Source organism: Marinobacterium sp. YM272, assembly GCF_050908845.1.
Taxonomy (GTDB): Bacteria; Pseudomonadota; Gammaproteobacteria; order Pseudomonadales; family Balneatricaceae; genus Marinobacterium_D.
In genome coordinates this window covers 2322220-2341806 of sequence record NZ_CP194171.1, presented here as the reverse complement: position 1 = coordinate 2341806, position 19587 = coordinate 2322220, and the positions used below count along the sequence as shown (strand labels likewise).

The window sequence follows — 19587 nt, the reverse complement described above, 5'->3', positions numbered from 1 at the left end:
ATACCTGTCAGCCGAGCATCAACATCACACCGAGCACATAAATCGCCACAACACCGACGCTCTCAAAACCGATACCGCCCGGCCCCTGCTCCTGACGCCGGATCTGCCCCATCAGCAGCACACCGGACATCAGCAGCGTCAGCACCAGCCAGACAAGGGTCTCCTGGGGAATCTGGTGGTAGATCGAGCCCGACCGGTAAGCGATATCGGATGCGGCGGTAAACAGGGTATCAAAGGCATTGCCGCCAATGATGCCACCAACGGCCAGTGTCAGCGCCCCACGGCGCACCGCCGCCACGGAAGTGACCAGTTCCGGGATCGACGTACTGATCGCCGTCAGCAACACCCCCACCACCGTTTCACCTATGCCTGTTTTCGCAGCAATGTTCGCGGCCGCTGGCTCCAGCCACCAGCCGGCAAGTCCGAGCACCAGCATCAGGACAAAGAACTCACTCCAAAGCCTTGCCAGGCTCACATGGCGGTTGCGGGTGTCGGGTTTATCGGCACGGGTTTCGCGGGTTCTTGACGGCAGCCACATGGGGCGCTCAAACGCACTTTGAACCAGCCTGATGCCGTAGATGTAAAAAATGAAAAGTATCGGTGTGACCGGGTGGATAGAAAAAAGGGTCAGATCCGGCGTCTTCGGCGCCAGCAGGATCAGCGCCAGCAGCACAATCAGCAGCGCATTCTGCAGCATGTTGGGGGCCGAGGCGGCCGCATGTTCCAGATTGGCACGGCGATAGAAACAGTCCGCCACGGCAAGAAAAAAGGTCTGCACGGCGATACCGCCGATCGCATTGCTCACCGCCAGCGTCGGATGCCCGTTCCAGGCAGCCGTGACCGACAGCACCGACCCCGACAATGAGGTGGCAGCACCAAGAAACAGCGCACCGGCAACGGCTTCGCCCACGCCGGTTCGGTCCGCAAGCTGATCCACCACCCGGGTAATCCGGGTACCGAACAGCGTAATGGCCAGGGCACAGCTGGCGAAGACCAGAATACTGGCCGTGAGTGTTCCATCGTCTGCCACTCAACGCTCCTCGCTCTGGATACTCTCTGCTGCCTTCAGGCTAGCAGAGAGTTCCGCTGCGCTGCGCGCTCAGATAGCGGGATTAACCCTCAATTGAGGGTTTCGACATCCACCCGGTTACGGCCCGCGTGCTTGGCGCGGTACAAGGCCGCATCGGCGCGACCGAGCAGTTCGCGGGGGCTGTCACCCGGCCTGATAGCTGCAACGCCGAAGCTGCAGGTTTTCTCGCCAACCACCGGGAACGCGGCGGTAGCGATCCGGGCGCGCAGGTTTTCCGCCAGTTGCCTGGCACCTTCAAGGCTGGTGTTGGCACATACCACGAGAAACTCTTCACCACCCCAGCGTCCCGCATGATCGCTGCGTCGTGTTGATTGCCCGAGCAGACTGCCGACGCGACGTAACACCTCGTCACCGACCGCATGGCCGCAGGTATCGTTGACCGCCTTGAAATGGTCGACATCCATCATGATAACGGCACAGCAGCTACCGTAACGCTCGAATCGATGTACCTCTTTTTCAAGCAGGTGTTCAATGTTGGCGCGGTTATTCAGTCCGGTCAGCATATCGGTGGTGGAGAGACGGGCGAGCTCGATATTTTTACTTTCCAGCAATTTGCGACTGCGGGTTTCCTCGGTAATATCGCGCAGGGTGCCGATATAGCGCGCCGCAATCCGCTCACCGCCCTGGTAACGCCTTGCAGACAGGGCTACCCAGCGTTCCTCGCCCTGGGGCGTCAGCAAGCGCGCCTTGGCAGACCAGCGCGGCTGGGCAGTAGCAATACAGTTATCCCAGCTTTCCAGGATCCGCTGGCGATCCTCGCCACAAAACGAACTCACCCAGCTCCCATCCGCCAGCTCCCGCAGCTCGCGACCGAATATCTCGCCACAACGCCGGTTGGCGTAGAGAATCCTGCCATCACTGTCCGCCTCGAACAGTCCCTGCGGCAGGTTTTCTGAAAGGGTACGGAAACGGCTCTCACTGAGGCTCAAGGCTTCTTCCGACTCCCGTCGGGCGGTTAAATCGACCATGCTGACAGCGATGGTCTCGACACTGTCGCCGTTTTCGAGCACCGGTTTACCTGTCACCCGACAGAAGCGGCTACCGACACCCGCAAAATCGACCCATTTTTCCTCAACCACAGTGTCACCCCTGGCGACCCGGTCCACAAAGGGTTTGATCTCCTCTTCGAACACCTTGTCGCCATAGATATCTTGCAGCGCCCGGCCTTCGATCCGCCTGCGAGTGACGCCCAGATATTCCTCATGGCGCCGGTTCACCTGCTGATAGGTGTAGTCCACACCGACCATCGCAAGCAGCTCATCGGAGACATTGACGATCTCGCGGTACCTTTTCAAACGCCTTTCCGCATCACGTTTTTCGGTGACGTCGGTACTGATGGAGATATAGCTGGAAATCTGCCCGTCCACATTCTGGACCGGTGCAATCAGCTGTTGTTCGATCCGCTCGCGCCCATCCTTCATGCGGTTAATAAACTCACCTTCCCAGGACAGCCCCTGTGTCAGCGATTGCCAGAGCGATTGCCAGGTAGTGTCAGGGGTTTTTCCCGACGCCAGAATCGAGGGTTTCTGTCCCAGGACTTCGCTCATCCTGTAGCCGGTGCGCTCCAGGAATGAGGCGTTTACAAATATGATACGACTGTTCAGATCGGTCACCAGCACGGACGACGGCATCTGTTCGACGGCCTGGTAAAGACGAAACAGGTCGTTGCTGATCGCGTGCTCGCGCAGGGCACTTTTACGCCAGTAACGCAGAAATGCCAGCGATAGCAGCGCCAGGATCACGAATACAGCCGAGGCCACCGCAGCGCGCCGCGCCCAGGAGTCAAGCACATGGCGGGTATCCAGTGTCGCCACTGCTCTCAATGGTTGTTGGGTCATCTGCCGGATCGCAATTAGATAGCCGTCACGCTCCAGCATCTGGTTGCGCGTACCGAAGCTTTCCAGAGGCAGGCTGCTGACCAGAGCCTGGGGACTGAGCGCCGGTTCCTCCAGGGTTTCCGAAATCAGCTCGGCATGGTTGTCTGCATCAACAAGTAGCAGCCGCTGCTGGGTGTAGAGATCGCCACTTTCGAGCTGAAACAGCACGGCTTCACGGTCCAGACGGGTCACCAGCACACCCACAGGCCCCTCGCCACGGCGCTCGACCAGCACCGCGGCTGCCAGATCTCCGTCCCGGATACTGAGGCGGGACTGGATGCGCCGCTCCAGCATTTCGTTAAGCCAGGCAGTGGTCGCAGAGCTGTCGACTGTTCCTTCACCCACCGATACCAGGACGTCACCCCGGGTATCGTAAAACGAGGTGCTTGTCAGGTAAGAGGATTCAAGCATATGCCTGAACATCATCTGCCTCAGACCCGGCAATGATGCCGCCGGCGCGGTAGAGTTTTCGATTTCGTCGCGCAGCTCGCGCAGCGCGTGATCGGCGCCAACAAACGCCATGTCGAACGCATTGGTAAACGCCCTTACCTGCAGTTGCAGCCGGCTTTCCGCCCGGTCCAGGGTAAGGCGATAATCACGGTACAGACCCCAGCAGAGCGCCAGCGCCATAATCACCAGTAACAGCACCACCAGGCTCATGGCCGAAAGGCCCGGCGCCTTGTTGCGTCGAGGTTTTTGATAGAGATTCGGAAAGCGATTGGTCATTACTGGTCCAGTTCGTTCTCAGCCTCAGTGACGAGTTGCGGATCTATACCGAGCTGACGAACAATCGCGTCCTCTCCCTGCCGGGCAATCAGGCGCCAATGAGTTAGCTCTTCAATAGAGGGCGTGCTGATCTTGATGCCTTGTGCCGTCAAGGTTTCTCGCGCCTGATTCTGCGCCGCCATGGCGTCCTGGCGCTCCTGGTCCACAACCTCATCCCAGGCGCCGTCGATAACCGCTTTAAGGTCATCAGGCAATCCGTCCCAGAAACGTCCGCTGATCAGCGGCACGTATTGCGCGAAGTACTCCATATCCTCAAAGGCGTAGGCGACGCCGGTCTCCCAGAGCCGGGCACTGCGCACGGTTTCATGGGTAGTGAGCATTCCATCCACGCGACTGTCTCGCAGTGCCTGGGGCAGATCGGGCCAGGGAATCACCGTTGGCTGTGCTCCGAAGGCGCCAATCCGGGCCTCATTGGCAAAGCCGCCAGGCACCCTGATACGCAGGCCGTTGAGATCCTGATGTTCACTCACCTGATGCTCGGTGAAATAGAGATGAGCATGCCCCAGATCCAGCCAGCGACCGGGTACATGAACGCCCAGGTCTCGCTCGATACGGCGACCGATTTCGGCACCCAGCTCTCCATCACGTACACGGTGATGCTCCTCGACAGTGCGGCCGTAGAACAGCGGCAGCATGTAGACGCCCATATCCGGGACGAAACGGTCCAGCTGCCAGGTGCCGGGCACGGCCATTTCGATCTTTCCCGCGACCAGTGCGGAGACCACGTTGCGATCCCTGAAAAGTTTGGCACTGTGATAGAACTCAGCATCGATACGGCCATTGCTGGCGGCCTCGACACGTTCGGCAAATTGCGCCAGGGCACGGGTCTGCACATGCGAGGGAGTATTTTCGCTGGATATCCGGAGCAGGTAGGTCTGCTGCGCAGCCCCCTCGGTCGCACAGAATAATGCGAGCGCTAACGCACTGAGCGACGTGAGTTTTGTTTGCAGCATTCAAGCACTCCAGGAGCTATTCCGACCAACCATCTTGTCTATAGGGTCAGATTTTATGGCATCTGGATAGAAGGGTGAATGCTGTAGCCTGGGAGATACAGAAAAGATTGATTTGAGTTCTAACTTCAGTCCGCTCTTGGCAACCGCAGCACTTCCACGTGCTGCACCTGTGGGATCACCGGCGGGCCAAACTGGTTGTAAATCGCCACATCCGCCGCATCCCGACCGTAGCCGATGGCGACATAGCCGCCCCGCAATTCACTCTGGGTCGGATCGAAGGTGTACCAGCGCCCGCCCACATAGGCCTCGAACCAGGCGTGCAGATCCATGGGATAGAGCTCATGCAGGTAGCCCACCACCATGCGCGCCGGGATACTGAGACTGCGGCAAAGCGCAATGCCCAGGTGCGCGAGATCCCGGCAGACACCGGCGCCTCGCTGATTGATCTCAGTGGCTGATGCCGGCACCGCGCTGGTGGCCGGTTCGTAACGGATATGCTGTCTGACCCAGGCCTCGATCGCCGCGGCCTGATCATAGCCAAGGTAACAGCCCGCGGTGATCTCGGTGGCCATATCGCAGAAACGGTCAGACTCGCAGAAGCGACTCGGCAACAGATAGTGCAGTACCGGGTCGGGCAGATTCTGGATCTCGATAAACGGGGCGCCGTACCCGCGATCCATGACATCGGCGGTTTTTACCTTGGAATGAGTCTCGATACAGAACATACCCGGAGGCGCAACAAGGCGTTGGCAGAGATTGCCATAGGCATCGGAGAATTCGAACACGGGAATGCTGGGTTCGATATGATATTCCTCACGCTCAACCCATTGCTGGGCACCACTTCGCGCTCGAAGCATCAGGATAAAAGGGGTTGGAAAGTTGATATCGAATCTCAGCTCACAGCTTGTCTGCAGCCACATGGGTACTCCACTTTGCCGGTTTCAGGCAGGAACAGTGTGGACGATTCAGCCAGGGATTTAAACCGCTGACGATCAGGAAGCGGCGATGCAAGCACGGTCACGCCCGTCACGTTTCGCCTTGTAGAGCGCTTTATCCCCCCGCGCCAAACTTTCCTCCAGCGGCGTATCCAGTGCGATGTCGACCACTCCGACCGATACCGTCATGCGTATCACCGACTGTTCAACAATGAGACTGGCCTCACGCACGGCATCAACCAGCCGCTTTGCCACTACCTCTGCGCCCTTCACCCCGGTCCGCTGCAGCAGCATGTAAAACTCTTCACCGCCGACGCGAAACAGATGATCCTCCTCCCGCAGCAGGCTGGCGCACTGCTGCACCAGGAACTTCAGTGCACGATCACCCACAGCATGACCAAAGCGGTCATTGATAGACTTGAAGTAGTCCACGTCGAGCACCAGCAGGCTCAGTGGCTGCCCAGTGGCGCAATGCTGTTTGATCGCCTCCCGGGCAACCTGATTGAACTCCCGGCGATTGCCAACGCCGGTCAACGGGTCGGTGCGCGAAGAGCGCTCAAGTTGATCAATCAACTGCTTGCGCTCTGTGATATCGAGCATGGCGCCGACCTGCCCTGCCGGGCGTCCGTCACCGTGGTAATATACCGCCTTGTGAAACTCAACATTGTGAAGCTGCCCGTCGGCATAACGCACCGGTGATTCGTAGCGTTGATGTCCACCTGCGGCCAACAGCTCACGATCAGCACGATGGTAACGATCGGCCAGCTCGGCGGGCGCCATATCGTACACCGAGTGGCCAACAATCCGATTCAGCGGACGCCCCATCGCTTCGGAAAAAGCGATATTGCAACCGCGATAGATGTGATGCTCGTCCTTGAAGAAGATCGGTACCGGGATGGCATCGATCACCGTTTGCAACATGGTGTTACCGACACAGGCTGCGACGGAACGCTGCTGCTGGGATTCAAGGGCTATCAGCTCGAGCGCTATGCGCTCGGCATCCCGCTGCTGAATACAGCTCAATGCGCCCTGGGCCAGATAGCCTGTGCAGGTCTCGAAGGCTGCATCATCCGCCAGCACTATCGCCCGACGCGATGCCAATAAGCGCTGCTGAGGCTGATTCAGCTCTGTGTCGTTCAGCAGGACAAGAGCGCCAACAGGCACCTGCCCGATCGAATCACACGGTTCCCAGCGCGGAAATAATCCGGCCTGTTCAACCAGAGCCTGTACGGGCTTCGCGAACTCTTCGGCTCCGTGCGTGTAATAAATAACCAGTGGATCCATTTCTGGTACGATCGCCTGCTGCTTGCCAGTAACAAAATAGACACAGCCGGCCCATCCTGACCGGCTGTTCAGGATGGATACACTAGCTAGATTGCTCGGCTTAAATCAAGAAGATCGTTGATGAATCTTTAAACAGCTGTTTTAAAGGCTCAGCACTGCATCACCGCTTCTGCACCACTGCTCTTGTCGGTGTAGGTGATCCGTGCGGTCTTAAAGTTAAGATCCACGAACAGCCGGCAGAAATTTTCGCCGTGGCGCCAGGCCATGGCCACGCTGGTATCGCTGGAATAATGTAGTTCGAAACGCCCCTCAAAGGCGGGATGGGTATTCCTGAAGCGCATCAGCGCCAGCAGCCGCTTCACCACCGGTTTTGTCATCGCCTCGTCGATCTCTTCAAAGCTGTAGTAGTGCCGGTTGATATCACGCAGCTCACCGGTTTCTTCCATCAGGTCGTAATCGTTGCAACCGGCAAACAGCCCCACGTAGTAAACCTGCGGGATACCCGGTGCAAAGAACTGAATCGCCCGTGCCGCGATATAGGCATCATCATTTTTCATCAGCGCTTCGTAGAAGGTGCAGGTCAACTGGTAGATGGCGCCCACACTGTGGGCGTTTACCGCCGAACGCCTGAGGATCGGGTCGGCGCTGCGGGTATCGACGGTATCGATCAGTCCCTTGATCAGGTCATCGGGCAGCACCCCTTCCACATCGGGAATACAGATACCGTCATGGGTATCGAGCACCGTGACCATGTTACGGGGAGCCATGCGCAGCCAGTGCTTGAGGTAAACGCTGTTGTCGTCGAGAAGCGTATAGAGCATCAGCGGTGGCAGGGCAAAGCCGTAGGGATGCATATCACGCCGGCCGATAGCGTATTGGTAACTGGAGTGGTCATGTACCTCCGGCAGCAGTTCGGTGTTGTGCATGTGCGCAACCTCGTTGAACCAGTCCAGATTGCGGTAGACATCCGGCTCCACCAGGAAGCAGCTGGTGCCTATTGTCTTGGTGGTGTAGCCAAACGCGTCGAGGCGAAACAGTTTGACGCCCTTGTGCGCCAGAAACGCGATGTAGTGCCCCATCAGTTCATGGGTTTTCTCGGACTCGTAGTTCAGATCGATCTGGTGCTCGGTAAAGGTACACCAGACCCGCGTGGTCGAGCCGTCGGCAAATTTCACTTCGCGAAACGGCTCTTTCTCCTTGCGGATATGGATCTTGGCAAGATCGTCATGGGTGATCGGCCCCATCTCATCCACATTGATAAACAGCTCGGCATATTCCGATTCATACCCCTTTTCGACAAAGTCGCGGAACTCCACCGATTCATCCGAGATGTGGTTGAGAATCAGGTCGACACAGAGGTCGTAACGACTGGAGATATGCTCGATGTCGCGCCAGCTGCCAAAGCGGGGATCCACCTCGGTATGGGTCAGCGGTGAAAACCCGGCATCGGCGTTGGAGGGATAAAATGGCAGGATATGCACGCCGCCCACCGCATCGCCCAGATACTTTTCCAGCACCCGATCAAGGTCACCTAGATTTTTCCCCATCCGGTCCGGATAACAGATCAGCTGCACCTGGTTGCGAAGTATCGACATGCCTAGCCTCCTAAAAAACCTGTCCACTAACCATAGAAGCGGTTTTCAGGATGATGCAAATATCTGACCGGATTAATCGGATAAACGGCCTAAGTCAGCTACATATCGCTGCAGGCCGCGGCTTACCGGTTGCTCCTCTCCCCCTCGGGCCTGAGAAAAACGGATCCGGAAAAGCCTGATAAGCAGCGATATGCACGGCGGCCGTGCCTGCGGGCAGTATCGGTGCACATGCACTGATCGTCGCAGCCCCTCGCCCGCCGAATGACGGCGGTTAGCCGTCGAGCAGTGTTATCCAGACACCCACTTTCAGAGCCGAGCCTTCGGGGCCGACGAAAGCCCCTTCCACCGGCGGTACCGTCTCCGGGTTACGCGCCACCGCCACCGGGATATGGGTGGCCCCGGTAATCTCTCCACTGGTGGGATCAAACCCCTTCCAGCCCGCTCCGGGGATATACACCTCGGCCCAGGCGTGGGTAGTACCGAAAAATTCAGGCCCCGGCGGCACAAACAGGTAGCCACTGACAAAGCGTGCCGCAAAGCCCAGGTGGCGCACGGCAGCAATATACAGGTTGGCAAAGTCACGACAGGAACCGGAGCCCAGCGACAGCGTTTCCTCCGGCGCCTGCACCCCGACCTCCTCGCGCACCTTGTACTCAAAGCCGTTTTCGATCGCATCACAGAGCCTGCGCAGCAGGGTGTATGACTGGAGCGCCTCTCCGCCATCCCATATATTGGCGATCCACGCTCTCAGTGCATCCGAGGACTCTGTCATCGCGAAATAGGGCGCCAGAACAACGCGATCCTCATCGAGGTAGTTGAACGGGTAGTCAACGGCGTAATCCTCCACCATGAAATCCAGCGGCTGTTGATCGAAATGCTCCAGCTCCACTTCACTGAGGATTTCCAGCTCGGTGCAGGGCTGGTCGAAATCAACCACCGCCACCGAGTTGTTTTCCACATCCCGGTACCAGCGGACGTTACTGGCCGGAGGCGTCAGTGTCAGCGTTGCCGACAGAATGCGGATGTCGTGATCCACCCGGGGACGTATCCGCAACCAGTGAGGATCCAGCGTCACCTCACCATTGAATCCATACCAGGTGCTGTGCTTGATCCTGTAACGCTTCATTGCCTACTCCTGTTTACTGACTTGTGGCTGGTGCCCCGGGAGTTCTAACACGAACTTCACTATACTCCGCCTGTCCATTGTGGAATGGCTACCTCGACTCAAGGAGTATCGTTATGCAGTTTGGTTCCACCACCCCGGCACTGGTACTGTGCACCCTGTTGGCATTCAGTTCTACCACCGAGGCGGGCTTGAGCGACCTGCTCGATCAGGGCGCTGAACTGCTGCAACAGCAGACCGGCAGCGAACAGGCCTCAAGCGACAGTGTGCCAGAAAACCTGGATACCGATACGCTGACCTCCGGCTTGAAGGACGCACTGGAGGTCGGCACCCGCCGCGCCGTGGAAACCCTTGCTGCTACCGACGGTTACTATGGCAGCAATGATGTGAAAATTCCGTTGCCCTCCTATCTTTACACCACCCGCAGCATGTTTGTGCGTGCCGGGCTGGAATCCCAGGTCGAGGCATTTGAGCTGAGCATGAACCGCGCGGCGGAAGATGCCGTTACAGAAGCCACACCGATCTTCGTGGATGCCGTCGAAGCGATGACCATCGAAGATGCCCGCCAAATCTACAGCGGTGGAGATAGCGCCGCCACCGAATACTTCCGCGAGCACACCTACAGCCAGCTCAAAGAGCGTTTCCGCCCGCGTATCGAGAGCGCCATGGCCAGCAGTGGCGTCACGGCGGCATACCAGACTCTGTTGGATATGGCGGAATCCCAGGTTGCCCTGCTGGGTAACTTCAACCTGGACCTGGCGGACCATGTGACGGAGCAGGCACTGGATGGTCTTTTTCTGCGCCTGGCAGCAGAGGAGCAGCAGATCCGCAAGGAGCCCGTGGCACGCACCACAGACCTTCTTAAACAGGTTTTTGGCAACTGACCTGACACCAAAGTACAGTTGAAGCGGTGTTTCCTACAGGGGACACTGCAGCCAAAGCACACCGGCTTTGAGGAGTGTTATGAACACCATCCCATCAGCATTCAGTTCCGGCCTGGACGCATTGCGCACCGCAAGCGGCCAGGTCGAACAGAGCGCCCAGACTGTTGCGCAGCAGCCGGCCCGGGCCGATGACAGCACCGCCGCGTCGCTGGAACAGGCACTTGTTGATCAGACCCAGGCGGAAACCTATGCCCTGGCCGGCGTCAAGGTCGTGCAGACCGCCGACGCGGTAATAGGCACCCTGCTCGACCTTTCAGTCTGATGGCACATACCTGGAAAAATAATAAAAACAGGGAATTATAACGATGACTTCAGGCCGGATCCTAGCCCTGACCTGTCTGGCGATGCTGGCGTTTGCCGCCAACTCCATCTTCTGTCGCGTGGCGCTTCGCGATACTGACATCGATCCGGCCAGTTTTACCGCCATTCGGCTCTGCTCCGGAGCGCTAACCCTCTGGCTGATCCTGGCGTTGCGTAACCAGGGACAGAAACTGACCGGCAACTGGCCCTCTGCGCTGGCGCTTTTTTGCTACGCGGCACTCTTCTCCTACGCCTATACCAGCCTGGCCGCGGGCACCGGCGCGCTGCTGCTGTTCGGTGCCGTGCAGGTCACGATGATCGGCTATGCACTGGTCCAGGGCGAGCCGTTCACTCCACTGCGCTGGCTCGGACTCGCGGTCGCGCTGGCGGGGCTCATCGGTCTGATGCTGCCGGGCCTGAGCGCACCACCACTGCTGGCGTCGCTGCTGATGGCCGGTGCCGGTGTTGCCTGGGGTGTGTATTCGTTGCGCGGGCGCAGTGGCGGCAGCCCCTCGCTGGCCACCGCCGGTAACTTTATCCGCTCAGCACCGCTAGCCCTGCTGCTGGGGGCAGTCGCATGGCTCGCAGGCACGTTGGAAATCGATCCGGCCGGTGCCTTCTGGGCTATCGCCTCCGGCGCGCTGGCCTCTGCAATCGGCTATCTGATCTGGTACGCGGCCCTGCCGCACATAAGTGCCACCAACGCCGCCACCATTCAACTCAGTGTGCCGGTCATTGCTGCCGTGGCGGGGATCATTCTGCTGGGCGAGGCGTTGACCCTCAGACTGGTGCTGACCTCCATCGCGATCCTCGGTGGTATCGCCCTGGTTATTCGCCAGAAGCCGGCTTCAACCTGAGAATCCGCCCGCTGTCTGTCGACAGATAGATCGCGCCATCCGGTCCCTGCTCCAATGCCCGGATACGCTCATCCATCTCTTCGAGCAGACGCTCCTCTGCCACGGCGTTGCCGCTCTCATCCAGAGACACACGGTTCAGATGTCTCAGCGCCAGCGCGCCGGAAAAGAGGTTATCCCGCCATTGCGGAAAGGCATCACCGGTGTAGTGCAACAGACTGCCCGGTGCGATGGAGGGGATATAAACCTTCACCGGCGACACCATGCCCGGCGCCTCTTCGCCCTCACCCACATCGATCGGCCCCCAGTACTCCTTGCCGTAGGAAAGCTCAGCCCAGCCGTAGTTGGCGCCGCGCTGAATCAGGTTGATCTCGTCGCCACCACGCGGACCGTGCTCGTTCTCCCAAAGCCGGTCATGGCCCGCATCGTAGGCCAGCCCCTGGGGATTACGATGACCGTAACTCCAGATCTCCGGCAACGCGCCGGCCTTGCCGATAAACGGGTTGTCCGGCGGTACCTGGCCATCCAGCGTCAACCGCATGATGGTCCCCGCATGAGTCTGCAGGTTCTGGCCGTTGGGCCGCTCGCCCCGGTCGCCGGTGGAAAAATAGACGTGGCCGTCGCCATCAAAGGCGATGCGGCTGCCGAAATGACGCCCGCTGCCGGTGCCGGAGCGGGTGACCAGCAGGTCCTCCCATCCGGTCAGACGATCGCCCTGCAAACGTGCCCTGGAAAGGATAGTGACACCACGATTTTCCACCGAACCGACCCGGGTAAAGTAGTACCAGCCTGGGGCCTTCTCGGTGCTGGCCACATCGAGCAAACCACCCTGGCCACCCTGGCGGATCGATGGCAGCCCGGTCACCTCGCGCAACGCTCGGCTACCGAGATCCAGGACCTGCACCCGGCCTGCCCGCTCGGTAATCAGTAACTGCTCCTCATCAAGGAACTCCATGCCCCAGGGCACGCCGAGTCCGGTTGCCAGTTCCTCGACAACCACCGGGCCTACTTCGCTGGTTTCTCGATGAACGATATCCGCCTGAGTCACGGGCGTGGCCGCAAGGATCAGCAGCAAAGCCGGGGTAAAGGATCGACGCAGCATCTCGGTTCTCCCTGATTGACACTCTCCCTTTCGACCCCGGCCAGCGCTTCAGGTTCGGGTGGGAACGGAGTCGGTTCGAGTCGCGGGTTTATTCAAGGTTAGCAGTCCACCGGCGAAAACAAGCAGCATGCCAAATATCGTCAGCAGCGCGATACGTTCATCCCAGAGCAACCAGCCGACGCCGGCCGCGAGTACCACCGAGCTGTACGTGAAAGGTCCCAGCTGGGCCGCAGGCACCAGGGTATAGGCGCGGCTCATCGATAGCTGCGCCAGGGTCGAGGTTGCTCCCAGTCCAAGCAGCCAGACCAGCGCTTCGGGGCTCGGTGTCACCCAGTTGAGCGCCGCCGGGATGACGGAAAACAGCGAGCCAAAGAGCGCAAAGTAGAACACGATGCGTTTGGGCGGCTCGGTCAGGTGCATGCGCCGGACGGTGACTTTGGCCAGCGCGCTCAGCGCCGCCCCTGTCAGCGCGATCAACAGACCCAGATTGACCGCTCCCTCCTGCGGATTAAGAATCAGTGCCACCCCGGCAAAGCCGACCAGCAGTGCCACCTTTACCCGCGCGGGTACCCGCTCACCCAGCCACCAGAAAGCGATGACCGGTACGAAAAAAGGCGCCGTCTGCTTCAGCAGAGCGGCCTGCCCCAGCGGCAACGCAGACCAGGAATAGTACAGACAGGACATGGCGGAGATACCCACCACCGCACGCATCAGGTGCAGATGGATGTTTTTCGTCGCCATTGAACGAGACGCGCGGATCAGCAACGGCAGCATCAGTATCAGCCCCATCAGATTGCGCATGAACACGATCATCGGTGTGCTGAGCTCGTCGCTGACCACCCGGATGATGACACCGGCGCAGACCAGCATCGACTCCGAGAGCACGATGAGCAGGGCAGCCTTGAGTAACAGGGGATTCAACTAAAGCAGTCTCCAAAAAAATCGCCCCGAAACGATGTCGGGGCGATATCAGCAAAACAGGATGCAGTGCGGTTAGATTTCGATGCGCTCGAAGAACTCCGGCAGCTCCTCGGCACCCTTGGTGCTGGTCACCACCGCCACGGCCGCACGCTCCGGATTCAGGTATTCAAGCGCTACGCGTTTGAGGTCCTCGACACCCACCGCCAGGATCTGGCGGCGGAAGCGCTGACGCTGCTCCGGCGTGCGTCCAAACAGGCTGGAGTGGTAGGTCTGCTTGGCTTCACCGGCCGGTGAACCGGGCTTGTCGATAGAGCTGACCACACCGAGCACCGCTTCTTCGAGTTTCTGCGGCTCAATGCTGTTTTCGCTGATCCAGCGAGCTGCAGCATCAAAGTCATCCAGGGTACCGCTGATTCGCGGATCACGATAGGAGAAGAAGCGGAACACCGCGTCCCCGCTATCCTGAGACGCGCCGGCGCCGTATGCACCGCCCTTCTCGCGAATAGCACGGTGCAGATAGTTATTGCGCAGGAACTCACCGAGTACAGTCAGGGGCGCCGCATCGGGATGCTCCACGGTCACGGTCGGGAAAGCCTTGGCACAGAAGTTAACCTGGGTGCTGGTCATCCAGACCTGCTTTACCGCTTCGCGGGTTTGCGGCAGGTTGAAACCGCTGAACGCTTCTGCGACGGCCGCAGATGCCCAGCGCTGCTCGATCGACTGAGCCATCGCATCGCGGTGCTCCTCTTCCCCGACGCTGAGGAAACGGCGCGGTGCGCCGGCCACCAGGCGATGAATCTCCGCCAGGCGCTCTGACAACTGATTCAGCTCAGCCGGCTCGCCGAGGGCACGATCCAGCGCCTTGATGCGGCGCACGCCCTCAAGACCACGGGAGTTATGCGCCATCTGCGAGGCCGGAGCAAAACCGGAGCAGGCCGCCAGCATCGCCATGCCGTGCCCCTGGCCAGTGATCGACTGCTCACGGCGGCTGCGCATCTGGGCGACAATTTCGCGCAGGCGCTGGGTCTCGTCAAAGCGGGCTTTTTCCAGTGTCTCGACCATCAGGTCCGCCAGCGCCTCGCGATGAACCGCCAGGGCTTTCCCTGACAGCACCAGATAGGCCGAGATGTCCTGCTCGTCATCCGGCTTACCACGCACGGTGGTATAAGCCGAGAAACCGCCGGTGATCTGGCTCTGGTACGCCTGGTTTTCGCGATAGTCGCGGTCACCACAACCGAGCTCGGTTAAACAGTGGGTATAAAGCGGCAGCAGCGCCTGCTGCTCTTCGCTCATCGCAGGCAGATCCAGCACCACCTGTTCGTAGATCAGACCGTTGGTCCCCGCGGAGTACCAGGTGCTGTCCAGCTTGGCCGGGGAAAGAGGTTCACCCTGCGGCAGCTTCAGCTCGGTGGGTACATCCTCCAGCGTCACCTTCGGCAGAATCGACTCATCGTCCACCTGCATCTGGCGCGCTTCGAGTTTTTCAGCCAGGTAGATCACCTCGGCCTTTTCGGTTTCGCTCATGGCCGCTTTCATGGCCGCGAGATGATCCGCTTCCGCCTGATCGCGAAGTCTGGAGAGCTGGTTATCCGGGCGCAGTGTCAGACGTACCCGGTGCGGGTTATCGAGCAGCCAGCGGCGCACCAGCGACGGTATATAATCGGCATCCTTGATCGCCTCACGCAGTTTCTCCAGCGCCGGATCCACGTTCAGAGAACCCAGAGCATCGCCACGATGAATGCCGGCGGACAGGGCCCCGAGGATCAGCTGCAGGCCGAAGGGATAGCTGTCGCCGGTGATCTCGCGCTGGCTCAGTTCCAGCTGGTGCAGCTGGGCCTCGACCATCTCCTGGGAGACACCTTCGCGGGCCACCTGCTCCAGCGTATCCATAACCAGCTGTTCAAACGCCGCCGCCTTCTCCGGTTCGCTACCCTCGACACCGCACATAAAGCTCATTTCGCGGTTTGAATCCTCCAGACCGCAGAGCGGCGAAGGCGCGGTACCGATATCGCTGGATTCCAGTGCGGCGCGCAGTGGCGAGCTGGAGTTATCAAGCAGTACACGGGAAAGCAGATGCGCCTGCATCAGCTCATCCAGGTCGATCGAGCGCGGCAGCAGCCAACCCAGCACATGATGGGTGTGCGCCGCCAGATCCTCCTGGTCCAGTGCGTAGGCTTCCTCAATCCGAACCGGTGAGAAGTACCGCTTCTCATCCGGCACCGAGATCTCTTCCTCGTTACGCTTGAACTTGTGCAGCGCCAGGGTTTCGAACCGCTCCTGCAATTCCGCGGCATCGATATCACCGAAGGTCATGAACACCGCATTGCTCGGATGGTAGTGGCTGCGATAGAACTCAACCAGCTCCTCGTAGCTGAGGTCAGGGATGCAGCTCGGCTCACCACCGCTGTTGTGATGGTAGGTGGTGGTCGGGAACAGGTAGCGGGTCAATGTCTGCCAGAGCGTCGATACCGGCGAGCTCATCGCGCCTTTCATCTCGTTGAAAACTACGCCCTTGTAGACCAGATCCGATTGCGGATTGCCCGCTTCGGCAAACTCCACCCGATGCCCTTCCTGTGCAAAATCCAGCGGGTCGAGACGGGAGAAGAAGGCCGCATCGAGATAGACATCCAGCAGGTTGAAGTAGTCCTTGCGGTTCTGGCTGGCAAAGGGGTACGCGGTCCAGTCTGAACTGGTAAACGCGTTCATGAAGGTGTTGAGCGAGCGCCGGGTCATCATAAAGAACGGATCCCGCACCGGGTAACGCTCACTGCCGCACAGCGCCGTGTGCTCCAGAATATGTGCAACGCCGGAGGAGTCTTCGGGGACGGTACGGAAGGCTACCAGAAAAACATTTTCATCACGGTCAGCAGCGATGTGGTAGTGGCGGGCTCCGGTGGCGATATGTTCGAACTCCTGCACCTCTACATTGAGAGAATCGATAGTCTGATTACGCAGGAAGCGAAAGCTCTGATGACTTTTAACAGCTTGCATAGATTGGGCTTCACTCCAAAAAACTGGATTTGGGCGCAGTACCTGCGCCGCTGCTTGCCCCCATTGTATCGCTTAATGTCACTCGCGCCAGTACAGCCAGCCCGCTCACCCCCGGGTTTTGCTGTTGCAATGCAACATGAAGATCACAATCCTCGTGTTATAAAGGAAATGAAGCATCTAAAGCGGGTCGAGAATTTTTTTGTGCACTGCACAAAATAGTGTTGACAGCGACCTCATCTGATCATAGAGTGATCATCAATGCTGCAACGCAACATAAAGTTGTTTCCTGATATTCACTGCGAGGTGATAGCTATGTACGAAGATATGAAAGACAAAATGAAGCCGGTCATGGATATGGCTGAGATCAACAAGAAGACTACTGAAGCCCTGATCTCCCTGCAGTCTCAGTACGTTTCCGATTTCGTTAACTCCAGCCTGACTCAGATGAAAGCGCTGACCGAGACCAAGGAGCCGAAAGCGGCTTTCGAAGCTCAGGTCAAATACCTCAAGGACGTTGAGGCCAAGCTGACTGACGTGGCTGAGAAAGAGATGGCTGCTCTGACCACTGCTCGCGAAGAACTGACCAGCATCATCGAGCAGAGCGTCAGCGACATGAGCTCTTCTCCATACTTCGCTGAACTGCAGAAGTTCATGAAGCCGATGGATATGAAGGCCAAGTGATCGGCCTGAAGGTTCCCTGCTCTACCCAGCAGTAAACCCATTATGGCCGCTCCGCGGCCATCTTTTTTGCACCGCCGTTACAGCGGTACGTTAACCAGATGTTGTTGCTGCAGATATCATCCAACCCGATATTTTCAGCAATTGTGCATCTGCACAAAAATAAACTTGACGTAAGGAATAGCGGCGTTTAATGTGCGGTCTTAATGGTGCACCGCACAATGCCTTCCGAGCGTAATTTTATCTGAGGACGCAAACATGTACGACGATATGCTGAAAGAGATGAAAGAAAAGATGGCCCCGGTTGTAGAGATGGCCGAAATCAACAAGAAGACCGCTGAGACCCTGATCTCCCTGCAGTCTGACTACTTCTCTGATTTCGTCAACTCCAGCCTGGCCCAGGTCAAGGCACTGACCGAAGTTAAAGAACCGAAAGAAGCTTTCGACCTGCAGGTTAAGTTCTACAAGGAACTGGAAGGCAAGATCACCGGTACTGCCGAGAAAGAGATGGCAGCCCTGACCAAAGCCAACGAAGAAATCACTGCCATCGTCGAGAAGAGCATGTCCGAAATGGGTGATCTGCCCTACTTCGATATGGACAAGTTCAAGGAGATGGGCAATTTCGATTTCTCCGCTTTTGACATGACTAAATACATGCCGGAAGCTGCTAAACCGAAGGCTGCTCCTAAGACCACTGCTCGCAAGACTACCGCTACTACTGCTTCCTAAGCCGGTAGAGCGAATGCAAAAACGGCTGCCCTCGGGCAGCCGTTTTTTGTTTCAGGAGCGCTCAAGAGCCACCCCCGATGTAAAACCTCCAGCCTTCTAGCGCGCCACCTCCGGAAGATCTCCCTCCAGCCCCATCGCGAACTGCATCACCCGCTCCTTCGCCAGCGGCAGCCTGCCAGCCAGCCCCAACCCCAGGTTACGCACCAGCTTCAAGGGTCCAATGTCGTTGCTGAACACTCGGTAAAAGGCATCCATCGTCTGCATCATCACCAGGTTGTGCTTGCGGCGGCGCGCTTCGTAGCGCTTCAATACTTCTACCGACTCCCAGGCCTCACCGGCAGCCCGGGCTTGCAAAACCTCTTCCGCCAGCACGGCAGAATCAAGCAGCCCGATGTTCACCCCCTGTCCTGCCAGCGGATGAATCATGTGAGCGGCATCACCCGCCAGCGCAACACCCTCAGCGACATAGTGCTGGGCATGTTGACGCTTCAACGGGAAATAACCGCGATCGAGAAGCTCAGGTACAGGCCCCAGACGTTCGGGGAAGGTCTCACGTAACTCCGCCATGAACAGGTTGTCGGGCAACGCCATCAGCCGGCGCACTTCATTCGGCGTGTTGTACCACACCAGTGAGGCACGGGAGCCACTGAGCGGCAGAAACGCCAGCGGGCCGGTGGGTGTGAACTGCTGCCAGGTAATATCCTGCTGCTCGTACCCGGTAGTCACCGATGCCACCAGCGCATACTGGTTGTAGTCCCATTTATGGGTACCTATACCCACCGCCTCACGGACACGGGACTGGCCGCCATCGGCTGCCACCATCAGGCGACCAATAATTTCCCTGCCATCCTCAAGCTGAACGATGGAAGCGCCCGGCGAGTAATCGATGCCGGTAATCCGCGCCGGACAGATCAGATCGATATTTTCGAGCTGCTTAACCCGATCGAGTAGCGCCAGCTGAATGACCCGGTTCTCAACGATATTGCCGAGGTAGGGCTGATCGATTCGGCTGGCGTCAAATTCCGTTGCACCTCGCTTGTCACTGGCCTCCCAGATACGCATGCGGCGATAGGGGCAGAGCCTGCGCGATTCGATACCCTGCCAGGCACCCAGATGACGCAGGATACGCTCGGATGCCAGGCTCAATGCCGACACCCTCAGGTCATGCGGCTGGTCCGGTAAAAATGCCGGCGGATACTGCTGCTCGATCAGTGCGATCGACAGATCGCCTGCGGCAAGCGCGCAGGCAAGCGTGGCACCCACCATACCACCACCGACAATTACGACATCATAGCGCTGGTTCATCCTGGTATCCTTAGAGCTGAATCTGGCTTGCGCAGTATACGCAACAGGCGCCGAGATGCCTTGTGGCAAGTCAACGCTCATAAACAGCAAGGCCCCGTCAAAACGGGGCCTTGTCAGTCA

The 19587-nt window shown here is 58.6% G+C and carries 16 protein-coding genes; 5 read left to right on the top strand and 11 right to left on the bottom strand.

Going from position 1 to position 19587, the window contains the following annotated elements:
- Positions 1 to 7: 7 nt before the first annotated feature.
- The 7 genes from ACQUQP_RS10540 to ACQUQP_RS10510 form a co-directional block, all read right to left on the bottom strand.
- Entirely contained in the window at positions 8 to 1030 is a 1023-nt protein-coding gene (locus ACQUQP_RS10540) for a sodium:calcium antiporter (RefSeq protein WP_432694987.1), read from the bottom strand.
- 89 nt (positions 1031 to 1119) lie between these two features.
- Positions 1120 to 3693 carry a diguanylate cyclase gene (locus ACQUQP_RS10535; RefSeq protein ID WP_432694986.1) on the bottom strand — a complete coding sequence of 858 codons (2574 nt, stop codon included), beginning with the start codon at positions 3691 to 3693 and terminating at the stop codon, positions 1120 to 1122.
- Positions 3693 to 4706: a TRAP transporter substrate-binding protein DctP gene (gene dctP / locus ACQUQP_RS10530; RefSeq protein WP_432694985.1), complete on the bottom strand. Its 1014-nt coding sequence runs from the start codon at positions 4704 to 4706 to the stop codon at positions 3693 to 3695. Before dctP ends, ACQUQP_RS10535 begins: the two co-directional genes overlap by 1 nt.
- A 125-nt stretch (positions 4707 to 4831) precedes the next feature.
- Entirely contained in the window at positions 4832 to 5626 is a 795-nt protein-coding gene (locus tag ACQUQP_RS10525) for a transglutaminase domain-containing protein (protein ID WP_432694984.1), read from the bottom strand.
- A gap of 72 nt (positions 5627 to 5698) precedes the next feature.
- Complete coding sequence (locus ACQUQP_RS10520; protein WP_432694983.1) at positions 5699 to 6925, bottom strand: GGDEF domain-containing protein; 1227 nt, start codon at positions 6923 to 6925, stop codon at positions 5699 to 5701.
- A 149-nt stretch (positions 6926 to 7074) separates the two neighbouring features.
- Positions 7075 to 8520 carry a sucrose phosphorylase gene (gene gtfA / locus ACQUQP_RS10515; RefSeq protein WP_432694982.1) on the bottom strand — a complete coding sequence of 482 codons (1446 nt, stop codon included), beginning with the start codon at positions 8518 to 8520 and terminating at the stop codon, positions 7075 to 7077.
- 271 nt (positions 8521 to 8791) lie between these two features.
- Positions 8792 to 9646, bottom strand: a complete 855-nt coding sequence (locus ACQUQP_RS10510; protein WP_432694981.1) for a transglutaminase family protein — start codon at positions 9644 to 9646, stop codon at positions 8792 to 8794.
- A gap of 113 nt (positions 9647 to 9759) precedes the next feature.
- Between ACQUQP_RS10510 and ACQUQP_RS10505 the strand changes: the two genes are divergently transcribed.
- The 3 genes from ACQUQP_RS10505 to ACQUQP_RS10495 all read left to right on the top strand — a co-directional run bounded on the left by ACQUQP_RS10505 (position 9760) and on the right by ACQUQP_RS10495 (position 11744).
- Positions 9760 to 10527, top strand: a complete 768-nt coding sequence (locus tag ACQUQP_RS10505) for a DUF4197 domain-containing protein (RefSeq protein ID WP_432694980.1) — start codon at positions 9760 to 9762, stop codon at positions 10525 to 10527.
- Between the two features lie 79 nt (positions 10528 to 10606).
- Positions 10607 to 10849 (top strand): hypothetical protein, encoded by a 243-nt coding sequence (locus tag ACQUQP_RS10500; RefSeq protein WP_432694979.1) that lies wholly within the window; start codon positions 10607 to 10609, stop codon positions 10847 to 10849.
- Positions 10850 to 10892: 43 nt separating this feature from the next.
- Positions 10893 to 11744, top strand: a complete 852-nt coding sequence (locus ACQUQP_RS10495) for a DMT family transporter (protein WP_432694978.1) — start codon at positions 10893 to 10895, stop codon at positions 11742 to 11744.
- On the opposite strand, the gene ACQUQP_RS10490 is transcribed toward ACQUQP_RS10495, so the two are convergent.
- The 3 genes from ACQUQP_RS10490 to ACQUQP_RS10480 form a co-directional block, all read right to left on the bottom strand.
- The gene (locus tag ACQUQP_RS10490; RefSeq protein WP_432694977.1) at positions 11716 to 12843 is read right to left on the bottom strand and encodes a PQQ-dependent sugar dehydrogenase; all 1128 of its coding nucleotides are present in this window, start codon (positions 12841 to 12843) and stop codon (positions 11716 to 11718) included. The two genes, ACQUQP_RS10495 and ACQUQP_RS10490, sit on opposite strands and share 29 nt — an antisense overlap.
- A gap of 48 nt (positions 12844 to 12891) precedes the next feature.
- Positions 12892 to 13764, bottom strand: coding sequence for a DMT family transporter (locus tag ACQUQP_RS10485; RefSeq protein ID WP_432694976.1), 873 nt, complete (start codon positions 13762 to 13764; stop codon positions 12892 to 12894).
- A gap of 72 nt (positions 13765 to 13836) precedes the next feature.
- On the bottom strand, positions 13837 to 16755 hold the full coding sequence (locus tag ACQUQP_RS10480) for an insulinase family protein (protein WP_432694975.1): 2919 nt from the start codon (positions 16753 to 16755) through the stop codon (positions 13837 to 13839).
- 312 nt (positions 16756 to 17067) lie between these two features.
- Between ACQUQP_RS10480 and ACQUQP_RS10475 the strand changes: the two genes are divergently transcribed.
- The gene (locus ACQUQP_RS10475) at positions 17068 to 17436 is read left to right on the top strand and encodes a phasin family protein (protein WP_432694974.1); all 369 of its coding nucleotides are present in this window, start codon (positions 17068 to 17070) and stop codon (positions 17434 to 17436) included.
- A 255-nt stretch (positions 17437 to 17691) separates the two neighbouring features.
- Positions 17692 to 18162 (top strand): phasin family protein, encoded by a 471-nt coding sequence (locus ACQUQP_RS10470; protein WP_432694973.1) that lies wholly within the window; start codon positions 17692 to 17694, stop codon positions 18160 to 18162.
- A 96-nt stretch (positions 18163 to 18258) separates the two neighbouring features.
- Here ACQUQP_RS10470 and ACQUQP_RS10465 read toward each other — a convergent pair whose 3' ends face one another.
- Positions 18259 to 19467: a UbiH/UbiF/VisC/COQ6 family ubiquinone biosynthesis hydroxylase gene (locus ACQUQP_RS10465; protein ID WP_432694972.1), complete on the bottom strand. Its 1209-nt coding sequence runs from the start codon at positions 19465 to 19467 to the stop codon at positions 18259 to 18261.
- Positions 19468 to 19587 lie beyond the last annotated feature (120 nt).

Bases quoted from the DNA above. Each gene is read 5' to 3' on its own strand.
- ACQUQP_RS10535 (WP_432694986.1), bottom strand. From the start codon at position 3,693: ATGACCAATCGCTTTCCGAATCTCTATCAAAAACCTCGACGCAACAAG.
- dctP (WP_432694985.1), bottom strand. From the start codon at position 4,706: ATGCTGCAAACAAAACTCACGTCGCTCAGTGCGTTAGCGCTCGCATTA.
- ACQUQP_RS10525 (WP_432694984.1), bottom strand. From the start codon at position 5,626: ATGTGGCTGCAGACAAGCTGTGAGCTGAGATTCGATATCAACTTTCCA.
- ACQUQP_RS10520 (WP_432694983.1), bottom strand. From the start codon at position 6,925: ATGGATCCACTGGTTATTTATTACACGCACGGAGCCGAAGAGTTCGCG.
- gtfA (WP_432694982.1), bottom strand. From the start codon at position 8,520: ATGTCGATACTTCGCAACCAGGTGCAGCTGATCTGTTATCCGGACCGG.
- ACQUQP_RS10510 (WP_432694981.1), bottom strand. From the start codon at position 9,646: ATGAAGCGTTACAGGATCAAGCACAGCACCTGGTATGGATTCAATGGT.
- ACQUQP_RS10505 (WP_432694980.1), top strand. From the start codon at position 9,760: ATGCAGTTTGGTTCCACCACCCCGGCACTGGTACTGTGCACCCTGTTG.
- ACQUQP_RS10500 (WP_432694979.1), top strand. From the start codon at position 10,607: ATGAACACCATCCCATCAGCATTCAGTTCCGGCCTGGACGCATTGCGC.
- ACQUQP_RS10495 (WP_432694978.1), top strand. From the start codon at position 10,893: ATGACTTCAGGCCGGATCCTAGCCCTGACCTGTCTGGCGATGCTGGCG.
- ACQUQP_RS10490 (WP_432694977.1), bottom strand. From the start codon at position 12,843: ATGCTGCGTCGATCCTTTACCCCGGCTTTGCTGCTGATCCTTGCGGCC.
- ACQUQP_RS10480 (WP_432694975.1), bottom strand. From the start codon at position 16,755: ATGCAAGCTGTTAAAAGTCATCAGAGCTTTCGCTTCCTGCGTAATCAG.
- ACQUQP_RS10475 (WP_432694974.1), top strand. From the start codon at position 17,068: ATGTACGAAGATATGAAAGACAAAATGAAGCCGGTCATGGATATGGCT.
- ACQUQP_RS10470 (WP_432694973.1), top strand. From the start codon at position 17,692: ATGTACGACGATATGCTGAAAGAGATGAAAGAAAAGATGGCCCCGGTT.
- ACQUQP_RS10465 (WP_432694972.1), bottom strand. From the start codon at position 19,467: ATGAACCAGCGCTATGATGTCGTAATTGTCGGTGGTGGTATGGTGGGT.